The sequence below is a fragment of the Serratia sp. H1w genome, from assembly GCF_000633355.1.
Taxonomy (GTDB): domain Bacteria; phylum Pseudomonadota; class Gammaproteobacteria; order Enterobacterales; family Enterobacteriaceae; genus Chania.
In genome coordinates this window covers 48,529-61,449 of sequence record NZ_AYMQ01000106.1, presented here as the reverse complement: position 1 = coordinate 61,449, position 12,921 = coordinate 48,529, and the positions used below count along the sequence as shown (strand labels likewise).

Annotated in this window: 9 protein-coding genes; 5 read left to right on the top strand and 4 right to left on the bottom strand. The window is 55.1% G+C overall.

Annotation, left to right across the window (positions count from 1 at the left end):
* Positions 1–32: 32 nt before the first annotated feature.
* The gene (locus U869_RS0123325) at positions 33–2,663 is read right to left on the bottom strand and encodes a PqiB family protein (RefSeq protein WP_025121199.1); all 2,631 of its coding nucleotides are present in this window, start codon (positions 2,661–2,663) and stop codon (positions 33–35) included.
* Entirely contained in the window at positions 2,632–3,879 is a 1,248-nt protein-coding gene (yebS, locus tag U869_RS0123320; protein WP_025121200.1) for a membrane integrity lipid transport subunit YebS, read from the bottom strand. Before yebS ends, U869_RS0123325 begins: the two co-directional genes overlap by 32 nt.
* Positions 3,880–4,117: 238 nt before the next feature.
* Between yebS and U869_RS0123315 the strand changes: the two genes are divergently transcribed.
* From U869_RS0123315 to htpX, 4 genes are all read left to right on the top strand, one after another.
* Positions 4,118–4,615, top strand: coding sequence for a GAF domain-containing protein (locus U869_RS0123315; RefSeq protein WP_025121201.1), 498 nt, complete (start codon positions 4,118–4,120; stop codon positions 4,613–4,615).
* A 95-nt stretch (positions 4,616–4,710) separates the two neighbouring features.
* Positions 4,711–5,421 (top strand): RNA chaperone ProQ, encoded by a 711-nt coding sequence (gene proQ / locus U869_RS0123310; protein ID WP_025121202.1) that lies wholly within the window; start codon positions 4,711–4,713, stop codon positions 5,419–5,421.
* A 19-nt stretch (positions 5,422–5,440) separates the two neighbouring features.
* Positions 5,441–7,489, top strand: a complete 2,049-nt coding sequence (gene prc, locus U869_RS0123305) for a carboxy terminal-processing peptidase (RefSeq protein ID WP_025121203.1) — start codon at positions 5,441–5,443, stop codon at positions 7,487–7,489.
* A gap of 264 nt (positions 7,490–7,753) precedes the next feature.
* Positions 7,754–8,632 (top strand): protease HtpX, encoded by an 879-nt coding sequence (htpX, locus tag U869_RS0123300; RefSeq protein WP_025121204.1) that lies wholly within the window; start codon positions 7,754–7,756, stop codon positions 8,630–8,632.
* A gap of 211 nt (positions 8,633–8,843) precedes the next feature.
* On the opposite strand, the gene U869_RS0123295 is transcribed toward htpX, so the two are convergent.
* Positions 8,844–10,238, bottom strand: a complete 1,395-nt coding sequence (locus U869_RS0123295) for an MFS transporter (RefSeq protein WP_025121205.1) — start codon at positions 10,236–10,238, stop codon at positions 8,844–8,846.
* 228 nt (positions 10,239–10,466) lie between these two features.
* On the opposite strand from U869_RS0123295, the gene kdgR reads away from it, so the two are divergent.
* Positions 10,467–11,258, top strand: coding sequence for a DNA-binding transcriptional regulator KdgR (gene kdgR, locus U869_RS0123290; RefSeq protein ID WP_025121206.1), 792 nt, complete (start codon positions 10,467–10,469; stop codon positions 11,256–11,258).
* 138 nt (positions 11,259–11,396) lie between these two features.
* Here kdgR and U869_RS0123285 read toward each other — a convergent pair whose 3' ends face one another.
* Positions 11,397–12,788 (bottom strand): L-cystine transporter, encoded by a 1,392-nt coding sequence (locus tag U869_RS0123285; RefSeq protein ID WP_025121207.1) that lies wholly within the window; start codon positions 12,786–12,788, stop codon positions 11,397–11,399.
* Between the last annotated feature and the right edge of the window lie 133 nt (positions 12,789–12,921).

The window sequence follows — 12,921 nt, the reverse complement described above, 5'->3', positions numbered from 1 at the left end:
GCGTTAAATTGCCCCCTGCCGATGATTATTGCTTAATCTCTCGGGATGGCGGTGCCCCATTCGCGCCAGTCTTTTGGCTCTTCCGCGTTCAGCATGAAGTGCTTGTTCGGCGTGGCTTTAGGGGCCAGCGGAATGCTCGGTGGGGTGGCAAAGGCAATACCGCCGCGAATAAACTGCTGGAAGGTACCGCTCTTGATCACGCCACCTGTCAGGCCAAATTGCAGGTTATAGCCAGAGGCCAGCCAGAACACGCTGTTGTTACGCACCAGATGCTGGAACTTCTTACTGACACGCAGCGAGACGTGCACGCGATCGGACATTGCCCCCAGATAGAAACCGGTCACGGTACCTACTTCAATGCCACGGAACAGGACTGGCGTACCAATTTGCAGAGAGCCGGTTTCGGTGGCATCGAGGATGATGCTCAGGCCATCGAGGTAGCGGGAGTCGGTAATGCTGGCCTCTTGGAGTTCAAAGCTCCGCATCGAGCCGCCGTGACCTGGTTCCACGTTGATATAAGGCTGCAACAAGGAGTCCAGATTATTAACCCCTGCGGCGGAGATCTCCGGTGAAACGATAGCGAAACGGCTGCCGAGACGGGCAAAGGTTTTCACATACTCTGGATACAGTACCGCTTTCGCCAACACCTCGTTACGCTCCGGTGCCAGCTTCAGTGATTCGAGCTGGCCGATATCGATGCCCAGATAACGCAGCGGCATGCCAGGCGACAGCTTGCTGGCATCATAGGTACGCAGCGTAATCTGGCTACCTACGGCGCGAGCGGCGGTTTCGGAGGCGTACAGCACACGCTTGGCCCCTTTATCCAACGTCACGCCTTGCAGGTTATCAAAGCTAATGGCACCTTTCAGCGCGCGGTTAAGCGGTGAAGCCTGTACCGTCAGGCCGCTGCCGTTCAATTGTACCTTGGCACCGCCTTCGGCCCAGAAAATGCTCTCGCTGGTTAACAGCTTGCGGTATTCCGGGCTGATATAGACCTCAACGTCAAACTCGTTGGCCTTGGGCCGTACGTTGACAATCTCACCCACCTGGAACTTGCGGTACAGCACCACGGAACCGGCTTGCACGTCTGGCAGGCTGGTGGCGGTGAGCGTCAAGGTTGGCAGTGGGCTGTTACCGACGATGCCTTCGGCGGCTTTCTCCGCGTTGCTGTAGAGCGGATACTGTGCTTCCGGTTCGCCTTTACCACCAGGGATCAGGCGTACGCCTCCGTCCAGCCACTCCTGAGCACTGGCACCCAGCACCTGCACGCCATCCAGCCCGAACTTGACATCCATCCGGCTGTTGACCACGAATTTGCTGTCTTTGTGCAGCAGGCTGCGATGTTGCGCTTCGATCGCCGCCGTAAAGGTCACGCCGCCGTCGGTCAGAGTACGCGTCAGGATCTGGCCAATCTTGATACCGTGCACGATTAACGGCTGCCCGACATCAATGCCGTAACTTTGTGGGGCATTGAGGGTGACCGTCATCACGCCAGGCTGTTGCAGCAGTGTTTTACTGCTGTCCAGCACGGTGAAATGCTGCTGTGGTTCGCCTTCACCCGGCACCAGTTCCAGAGTATTGCCAGTTAACAACTGACTTAGTTTGGCATCGTTAAGGCTGATTTTCGGACTGCGCATCTCAATACGCGTGCCGCTGCGCATCAGATCGACCACCGAAGGATCGATGGTGAGTTCGCCGGTCACTTTGCTGTCCGGTTGCAGAGCCAGGCGAGTCAGCGTACCGACCTGCAATCCTTGATACATCAGCGGTGTGTGGCCTTCGCTCAGACTGTTGCCATCAGGGAGATCCAACGAGATATTCACTCCACGCTGGCTGCGGGCCAGATCGGGATACAAGGCATAGTTTTGGTCAGCCTTGGCCTGCTTGCCGTCGAGCGGGGAGTCAAAGGCTATCGCGCCATTCACCAGCGCCGCCAGGCTTTCCATTTGCACGCTGGCACCGGACAGGCTGAAATCACCTTTAAAACCGGAAACGTTCCAGAAGCGGGTGTTATCTTTCACCAGATTGGCAAAGCGGCGGTCGATCAGCACGTCGATAATCACCCCTTTGTTGCCCGGTGAAATGGTGTAGTCATAGACTTTACCGACGGGGATCTTACGGTAATAGACCAGTGAACCGGTATTCAGGGAACCGAGGTCGTCTGCTTGCAGGTGGATCATCAGCTCGCCGGTATTGAGGCGGTATTTCGGCTGCGTATCCAGCGCGGTGAAGTGGGTTTGTGGCTTGCCACGGCCCGGCATCATGCCGATATAGTTACCCCCAACCAGCGCATCCAGGCCAGAAACCCCGGCCAAGGAGGCTTTGGGCGTTACCAGCCAGAATTGCGTGCCTTCACGCAGCGAATCTTCCAAATCGCTTTTGATGCTGGCTTCAACCACGATGCTCCGCAGATCCTTGCTCAGCGAAATGCTTTGCACGGTCCCCACGTCCACGCCCTGGTAGCGCACCGGCGTTCGGCCAGCGACAATACCTGCCGCCGACTGGAAGTCGATGGTGACGCTGTTGCCGCTCTCCTGATAATTGGTATAGACCAGCCACCCGGCAATCAGCAGGGCGATAAACGGCAGTAACCAGAATGGCGAGATACGGCGCTTGTTTTTGACCCGCGCCTCAGTCGGCGTATTCGGCGTTTCCTGTTGCATGTGCATCCCAAATCAATCGGCTGTCCAGCCACTGTACGGCAAGGATAGTTAAAATGACCGCAGACCCAAAGTAAAAAGCTGCTGGCCCCATGGTAAACGAAAACAGTTGGTCGCGATTAATCAGCGACATCATCAATGAGATCACGAACAGATCGAGCATTGACCAGCGGCCAACCCAGGTGATCAGGCGCAGCAGTCGAATACGGGTTTTCAGGCTGTGCGACGTTTTGAAATGAATGCTGCACAACAGTACCAGCAGTACGATCACCTTGGTAAAGGGCACCAGCACGCTGGCGATAAACACGATGGCGGCGATCGGCATGTTGCCCGAAGTCGCCAACGCAACGACGCCGGAGAAAATGGTATCTTCCATGCGCGCGCCGTTGGCGTAAACCACCGAGATTGGCAACAGGTTGGCGGGGATCAGCAGCACCATGGCGGCAATCAGCGCGGCCCAGGTTTTTTGCAGGCTATAAGGCTGGCGATGGCACATCGGCACATGGCAGCGTGGGCAGCGACCTCGTTCATCCTGAAAGCCGGTAAAATGGCAGGCCAGGCAGACGTGCAACGCTTCCGGTTTGCCCTCCGGTTGTTCCTGCGGATAGTAGCGTTCCCACAACTGTTCCAGATTCATGTGGATCAGCGCCAGCAGGCTGAGCAGGGTCAGTGCCAGATAGGCAATCAGGGCGCTGCCGGCGTGAATATCGGCATATTCCTTGACCTTGATCGCCGCAACCACCATGCCGATCAGGTAAATATCGAGCATGACCCACTCTTTCAGGCGTTCCAACATCAATAGCACCGGCCGCAGATTCATGCCAAGCGCATGGCCGAACCACAGATAGAGCAATGACAGCGCCAGCGTCAGCGGCGCACCGATGGCGCAGAAGGCGACCATGCTGGCGGTAAAGGGATCGCCTTGGCTACTCATTTGCCAGATGCCTTCCAGCAGACTAGCGTTAATCCGTGTGCCGAGCAGACGAATGCTGATCAGCGGTTCGGTAAAGGCAAACGGCATCAGCAACAGCATGGTGACGGCTATCGCGGTCAGGCGGGTCATTGACCAGTCGCGGCCATGCACCACCTTGGCGTTGCAGCGTGGGCAGTAGGCGGCCTGATAGCGGGTCAAAGGCGGCAACGTGAACAGCAAGTCGCATTCACAACAGCGTTGGTGGCGAGCCTTGGAGAGCGGGCCGGTAATGGCGAGTATCTTCATCGTGAGTGCTGTTTGGCAACCTGAGGTCTACTTAGCGTAGTTGGAAAACAAACCGGCAATGTCATCAGCCGGTAAAAAGGGCTGGCATCGCAGGTTACAAATGATTTTAGACGGCAAACATACCCTGTTGTACCGTGTTTTGTGAAGTAACAGATGATTAACCTTGTGGCTATACGCATTTAATGCTTATTTTATACGGGTTAAGTCTGGGCTATTGAAGCATTTTGAACGGTTAATCATGACTAAAGAATCATTCTACGCGGAATTAAAACGCGATTTGAGCGCATTGCTTGATGGGGAAGAGAATTTTATCGCCGCATTGTCTAACGCCAGTGCGCTGCTCAATGAACGCCTCGATGACGTAAACTGGGTGGGTTTTTACCTGATGGAGGGCCATCAACTGGCGCTCGGTCCGTTCCAGGGCAAGATTGCCTGCGTGCGGATCCCGTTGGGTAAGGGCGTGTGTGGCACGGCAGCGGCGGAAAACCGGGTACAACGTGTTGGCGATGTTCATGCTTTTCCTGGACATATCGCCTGCGATGCCGCCAGTAACGCCGAAATTGTGCTGCCATTGGAGGTCTGTGGTCAGGTCATCGGCGTTCTGGATATCGACAGCACAGTTTATCAACGCTTCGACGAACAGGACGAAATCGGTCTGAAAGCAGTGGTGGCGGGGCTTTGCGCACGACTGGCACAGGGCAATTTTGCGAAATATGTCACTGTAGCTGCAAGTTGATCTACGGATAACGTGGCATTTAGCGATGGCGTCATTATAATGACGCCTGTTCATGCCTGCGGCTTGTTGGCAACCCGTTGTAATCAGGAAATTTCATGGAAAATCAACACAAGTTGAACTCAGTTAAAGAAGTCATTGCTTTTCTTGCCGAGCGTTTCCCGCTCTGCTTTAGCGCCGAAGGCGAAGCACGCCCGCTGAAAATCGGTATTTTTCAGGATCTGGTAGAACGTGTACAAGGGGAAGAGAACCTCAGCAAAACGCAGCTGCGTTCCGCTTTGCGTCTGTACACCTCAAGCTGGCGTTACCTGTACGGCGTCAAAGTGGGTGCCCAGCGTGTAGACCTGGACGGTAACCCGTGCGGTGAGCTGGAACAGCAGCATGTCGATCATGCTCGCCAACAGCTTGAAGAAGCCAAAGCACGCGTTCAGGCACAGCGTGCCGAACAAAATGCCAAAAAACGTGAAGCTGCTGGTGAGTCTGCCACTGCCGAGCCTCGTCGTCCGCGTCCTGCCGGTAAAAAGCCAGCCGCACGTCGTGAAGGCGGAGCCGCACCAGAGAACCGCAAGCCGCGCCCACAAACACGCCCACAGCAAGCTCGTGAACCTCGTGTAGCCAAAGAGGAAAGCCAGCAGCGCCATGTGCCAGTCACAGACATCTCAAAACTGCAAATTGGCCAGGAAATCAAAGTCAGAGCAGGTCAGAGCGCGATGGACGCAACCGTACTCGAAATCGCTAAAGATGGCGTACGTGTGCAGCTCTCCTCCGGTCTGGCGATGATTGTGCGCGCAGAACACTTGCAGTTCTGATACGGAGGCCAACCAAGGCATGAACAAATTTGTCAGATTGACCGCAGTTGCGGCTTTGCTGTGGGCGGGTGTCAGTTACGGAGCGGATACAGCCAACATTCGCATCGATCAACTGCCCAAGCTAGAGCAAGAAGCCCAACATGCAACCGTGAGTGAGCGCGTAACTTCGCGCTTCACTCGCTCTCATTATCGCCAGTTTGCTCTGGATGCGGACTTTTCAGGCAAGATCTTCGATCGCTACCTGAATATGTTGGACTACAGCCACAATGTGCTGCTGGCCTCCGACGTCGCACAATTTGCCGACAAACGCAGCACGCTGGGTGAAGAGCTTAAATCCGGCAAACTGGTTACGCCTTATGCGTTGTTCAATCTCGCGCAGAAACGTCGCTTTGAGCGCTATCAATATGCGCTGTCGCTGCTCGACAAGCCGATGAACTTCACCGGCAACGACACCATTGACGTAGACCGCAGCAAGGCGCCATGGCCGAAAGACAAGGCCGAGCTGGACCGCCTGTGGGATGCCAAGGTCAAATACGATCAGTTGAACCTGAAACTGACCGGCAAGACGGATAAAGAGATCCGTGACACGCTGACCAAGCGCTATCAGTTTGCCATCAAACGCCTGACGCAAAGCAACAGCGAAGACGTGTTCTCACTGATCATGACTGCATTTGCTCACGAGATCGATCCGCACACCAACTATCTGTCGCCACGCAATACCGAACAGTTCAACACCGAGATGAGTCTCTCGCTGGAAGGGATTGGAGCCGTGTTGCAGATGGATGACGATTACACCGTGATCAATTCCATGGTACCAGGTGGCCCGGCAACCAAGAGCAAAGCGATTGCCGTAGGCGACCGTATTGTTGGCGTTGGTCAGGCAGGCAAACCGATGGTGGACGTGATCGGTTGGCGTCTTGACGACGTCGTTTCCCTGATCAAAGGGCCAAAGGGCAGCAAAGTGCGCCTGGAGATCCTGCCAGCGGGTAAAGGCACCAAAACCCGCGTGGTCACGCTGACTCGTGAGCGTATTCGCCTGGAAGATCGCGCAGTTAAAATGACCATCAAGACCGTCGGCAACCAGAAAGTGGCGGTGATGGACATCCCTGGCTTCTACGTCGGTCTGACCGATGATGTGAAAGTCCAGCTGCAAAAGATGGCCAAGCAGAACGTCAACAGCCTGATTATCGATCTGCGTGCCAACGGCGGTGGGGCATTGACGGAGGCGGTATCGCTTTCCGGTCTGTTTATCCCGAGTGGCCCGGTTGTGCAGGTGCGCGATAACAACGGCAAGATCCGCGAAGATGCGGATACCGATGGCGTCGTCTACTACAAAGGCCCGCTGGTGGTGCTGGTTGACCGCTTCAGCGCCTCTGCTTCCGAAATCTTTGCGGCGGCAATGCAGGACTATGGCCGTGCGCTGATCGTCGGTGAACCTACCTTCGGTAAAGGCACCGTGCAGCAATACCGCTCACTGAACCGGATTTACGATCAGATGCTGCGCCCTGAATGGCCTGCGCTGGGCTCTGTCCAGTACACCATCCAGAAGTTCTACCGCGTAGACGGTGGCAGCACCCAACGTAAAGGTGTGACGCCAGATATTCTGATGCCAACCGGTATCGATCCGGCAGAAACCGGTGAAAGCTTCGAAGATAACGCCATGCCTTGGGATAGCGTCAATGCGGCTGCCTACACCAAAACTGGTGATTTGAAGCCGTTTGAACCGCAATTGCTGAAAGATCATGCGCAGCGTATCGCCAAGGATCCGGAATTCCAGTACATCGCGCAGGATATTGCCCATTACAAGGCGCTGAAAGACAAACGCAACATCGTTTCCCTCAATCTCGCTACCCGTGAGAAAGAGAACCATGACGATGATGCGACGCGCCTGGGCCGTATCAATGACCGTCTGGAGCGTGAAGGCAAGAAACCGCTGAAGTCCCTGGACGAAGTGCCAAAGGACTACAAAGAACCGGATCCGTATCTGGATGAAACGGTCAAGATCGCGTTGGATCTGGCCGCAAGTGAAAAGCAGCAGCCTTCGCAACAAACGGCCGCCGCCAAGTAAGTTCTTCGCGGATTTAACATTATCGGGCGCACCTTCGGGTGCGCTTTTTTTTGCCCTGTCCGCAGTAAAATTTCTGCCAGGCTCTCCACTTTTGAGGCAGGGATCGTTTACACTTTGTAAAACCCTTGTTTCGTTGTGATATTGTAAAGTTACGTATTTTTAGTGAGTTAATGGCGGCTAAATCTTGAAATTGTGACCAATGCCCATAAGATCGGGGTATCTGAGATCGCTTTTTGTTAATACTTACGAGGAAGTAAACATACTATGATGCGTATAGCTTTGTTCCTGCTCACCAACCTGGCGGTGATGTTGGTTTTCGGGCTGGTACTTAGCCTGACAGGGATCCAATCCAGTAGCGTTCAGGGCCTGATGATCATGGCTGGCCTGTTTGGTTTTGGTGGTGCCTTTGTCTCACTGCTGATGTCCAAATGGATGGCGCTGCGCTCCGTCGGTGGGGAAGTGATTGAACAACCACGTAACGAAACCGAGCGCTGGTTGCTGGACACGGTACGTCGCCAATCGCAGCAGGCGGGTATCGCCATGCCGCAGGTGGCTATCTACCACGCGCCAGATATTAACGCCTTTGCGACCGGTGCACGCCGCGATGCGTCGCTGGTAGCTGTCAGCACCGGCCTGCTGCAAAGCATGAGCCGCGATGAGGCGGAAGCGGTGATCGCCCATGAAATCAGCCACGTTGCTAACGGCGACATGGTGACCATGACCTTGATCCAGGGGGTGGTAAACACCTTCGTGATCTTTGTGTCACGCCTGATTGCCCAGGTGGCCGCCGGTTTCCTCGGTAACCGCGATGGGGAAGGTGAAGGTAACGGCAACCCGATGATTTACTTCGGTGTGTCTATGGTGCTGGAATTGGTGTTTGGCATCCTGGCCAGCATCATCACCATGTGGTTCTCACGCCACCGTGAATTCCACGCCGATGCGGGCTCTGCCAAGCTGGTAGGGCGCGAGAAGATGATCGCCGCGCTGCAACGTTTGAAAACCAGCTATGAGCCGCAGGAAGCGGGCACGCTGATGGCGTTCTGCATCAACGGCAAATCCAAGTCGTTCAGCGAGCTGTTTATGTCGCACCCGCCGTTGGACAAGCGCATCGAAGCGCTGCGTACCGGCCAGTATCTGAAATAATCCTGCATCACATGACAAACCCCGGCTTGCCGGGGTTTGTCATTTAAGGCCAACCATCGCCCTGCACCCATGTTACGGCCAGTTGCAGAAGCTGAGTTGTGACTGCGTAGGGGCGCCGCATGTTGCGCCCGTGTTAAGGTCAGTTGCGGATATCCATATGTAGCACGTTCAGTCCCCTCGCCCTCTGGGAGAGGGGTAGGGAGAGGAGTCATTACGGCTTGCCGGGTTCAGTGAGGCTGGCACGGGGCTGGGTGATGCGTAAACAGCTCACCACGGCAGCGACGCTGGCAAAGGTACCGGCCAGCACCAATGAGGCGTGTGTTCCGCTGGTGGGGAACAGGTTGAACATCAAGGCCACCAAGGCTGCGCCAGAGGTTTGTCCCAACAGCCGAGCGGTACCCAACATACCGCTGGCTCCGCCACTGCGGTGGCGTGGGGCGGCAGAAATAATGGTGTGGTTGTTGGGCGACTGGAATAAGCCAAAGCCCGCGCCACACAGCACCATGCGCCAGATAATATCCAGATCCGTCGGGTTATGCGGCAAAAGCGCCAGCAGGAATAAGCCGAGTGCAAAGGTCGCCAACCCAATCCCGCCCAGTAACCCCGCATGAACATGCTCCACCAGTCGCCCTGCAATCGGTGCCATCACGATAATCGCTAGCGGCCAGGGCGTTAGCAGCAAACCAGTTGCTACCTCGTCACGGCCCAATGAGGCCTGTAGGAAGAAGGGTAACGACACCATGGCGAGCATCTGTGCGGCAAAAGAGCAGATCGAGGTGCCCATCGACAGCGCAAAAATAGGGATACGCAGCAGATCCACCGGCAGCAAGGGGGATGTCTGCCGCAGCTGACGGCGCACGAAGAAGTAACCTATCACCAGCAGAGCGGCTATTTCTGCGGCAATCAGCAGCAGGCTCTGTCCCTGAGCAAAACCGCTGATGGCGGTGATCAGCAGGCCAAACGTCAGAGCATTCATCACCGCACTGGTAGGATCAAAGCGCTGGTTACTGCTTTTCTGGCTGTTGGCGGGCAGGTATTTCATCCCCAGGATCAGTGCAACGATGCCGATGGGCAGGTTGATGGCAAACAGCCACTGCCATGAGGCTACCGATAGAATGGCAGCGGCGACCGTAGGCCCGGCGGCGGAAGAGAAGGCTACTATCAGCGAGTTGATCCCGATACCGCGGCCAAGAAAGCGTTGCGGATAGATGATGCGGATTAGGGCGGTATTGACGCTCATAATTGCCGCGGCACCGAAGCCTTGCAGCACGCGGGCAATCGTCAGGGTTAACAGCGAATCTGAGAGCGCGCAGAACAGCGAAGTAATGCTGAACACCAGCAGACCCACCTGATAAATCCGCCGGTAACCGATCAGATCGCCCAGGGACGCCAGAGAAAGCAACGAGATGGTGATCGCCAACTGATAAGCGTTGACCACCCAGATCGAGCTGGCTGGGCTGGCGTTCAGATCGCGGGCAATGGTTGGCAAGGCGACGTTGGCGATCGCTCCGTCAAGCACCGAAACGGTGATACCCAGCGCAATCGCCAGGATCGCCCCGTAGCGCTGCGGGATCGGTAAGCCATCGGAATTGGAAAGCGTTGTCATGAGGACGTTTACTAAACAGGGGGAATATTAATATGCTAATCATATTTGCCGCTGATTGCACCCGTCGTTTCTATGCTAAATGTAAAAAGGATGCACAGTCTGCCGCTAATTATCTAAAAAACGGCCATAATTGCGCAACTTTCATTGCGTGGGGCGAAATGTTCCGATTATACTGAAACTCTTGTTCAAATTTCCTAAAACAAAAATAGTCAAGTTAAGGTACCCTCCATGGCTAACGCAGACCTAGATAAACAACCGGATTCGGTTTCATCAGTGCTGAAAGTGTTTGGCATCTTGCAGGCGCTGGGTGATGAACGCGAGATCGGCATTACCGAGCTTTCTCAGCGGGTAATGATGTCCAAAAGTACCGTTTACCGTTTCCTGCAAACCATGAAGTCGCTGGGTTATGTCTCGCAGGAAGGAGAGTCGGAGAAATATTCGCTGACGCTCAAGCTGTTTGAACTGGGTGCCAAATCGTTGCAAAACGTCGATTTGATCCGCAGCGCGGACATCCAGATGCGCGAACTGTCCAACCAGACGCGCGAGACCATCCACCTGGGGGCACTGGATGAAGACAGCATCGTCTATATCCACAAAATTGACTCCATGTATAACCTGCGTATGTACTCACGCATTGGTCGCCGTAACCCGTTGCACAGCACCGCGATTGGTAAGGTGCTGTTAGCCTGGCGCGATCGTGGTGAAGTGGAAGAAATTCTGTCTGGCGTTGAGTTTACCCGCAGCACTCCGCACACCATTGTCAGCGCCGCAGCGTTACTGCCGGTATTGGATAAGGTGCGTGAGCAGGGATTCGGCGAAGATATCGAAGAACAGGAAGAAGGTTTGCGTTGTATCGCGGTGCCGGTGTTTGACCGTTTTGGCGTGGTGATCGCGGGCCTGAGCATCTCCTTCCCGACCATCCGCTTCTCTGAAGAAGGCAAAGATGGCTATGTCGCGCAATTGCACACCGCCGCTCGTCTGATTTCTGAGCAGATGGGTTATCACGATTACCCGTTTTAAGCTTGCCGAATTTGCAGGGGCGAACACGCTTTCGCCCTTATCTTTCCTGTTTCCGCATCGATAAAGTCCCACGCACCCAGTTGCAAGAATAAAAAAACCTGCGCCAAGGCACCGGTTCAGTTTGCGAATGGTTCTGCGTTACTGGTGTGCCAGTTCCGCTTCGTCTTCGCTGTCCATGATGGTCTTGTCGGTCTGCTTCATCAGTTGGCTGGTGACGGTACCTGCGGTCATCGAGCCGCTGACGTTCAGCGCAGTACGACCCATATCGATCAACGGTTCTACCGAAATCAGCAGGGCAACCAGGGTTACTGGCAGGCCCATCGCTGGCAGCACAATCAGCGCAGCGAAGGTCGCGCCGCCGCCCACACCGGCAACACCGGCTGAGCTGACGGTAACGATGCCGACCAGCGTTGCGATCCACAGTGGATCCAGCGGGTTGATACCCACGGTTGGCGCAACCATCACCGCCAGCATTGCTGGGTAGAGACCCGCACAACCGTTCTGACCAATGGTGGCACCAAACGAAGCCGAGAAGCTGGCGATGGACTCAGGCACGCCCAGGCGGCGGGTCTGTGCTTCGACGTTCAACGGGATACTGGCAGCGCTGGAGCGGCTGGTAAAGGCAAAGGTCAGCACCGGCCACGCCTTGCGGAAGAATTTCAGCGGATTAACGCCGGTGAAGCTCAGCAGCAGGCCGTGAACCACGAACATGATCGCCAGACCAAGGTAAGAGGCCACCACAAAGCTGCCCAGTTTAATAATGTCCTGCACGTTGGAACCGGCAACGACCTTGGTCATCAATGCCAGAACGCCATACGGAGTCAGCTTCATCACCAGACGCACCAGCTTCATTACCCAGGCTTGCAGGGTATCGATAGCTACCAGTACGCGTTGCCCTTTTGGCTGGTCATCTTTGAGCAGTTGCAGCGAAGCGACACCCAGGAAGGCAGCGAAAATAACCACGCTGATAATCGACGTTGGGTTGGCCCCGGTCAGATCGGCAAACGGGTTTTTCGGCACAAATGACAGGATCAGTTGCGGTACGCTGAGGTCGGCGACCTTACCTGCATAGTTGGTTTCGATTGCGGACAGACGCGCGGTTTCCTGCGTGCCCTGGACCAGACCTTCTGCGGTCAGCCCAAACAGGTTAGTGACCAATACGCCCACCAGCGCAGCAATCAGCGTAGTAAACAGTAGGGTACCAATGGTCAGGAAACTGATTTTGCCCAGTGAAGAGGCGTTGTGCAGCTTGGCCACCGCGCTCAGGATAGAGGCGAAGACCAGCGGCATCACGATCATTTGCAGCAGTTGGACATAGCCGTTACCGACGATGTTAAACCAACTGATGGACTCTTTCAGCACTGGGTTGTCCGAGCCGTAAATCAGTTGCAGTGCCAAACCGAACACCACACCGAGTGCCAGACCGACCAGCACTTTTTTAGCCAGGCTCCATTGCTTATGGCGGGTTTGCGCCAACAGCAACAGGAGGGCGGCAAAAACCAGCACGTTTAATACGAGCGGTAGATTCATCCCCATTTCTCCAATCTTGTTTTCTTATAATAAGTAAAGGTGCGACGCACCAATGTAATGCGATGTAAATATCGTATCAGTTTGCGGTGCGGCGCACTTATATCCAAAAAGAATTTAATATAACTTTTGACTT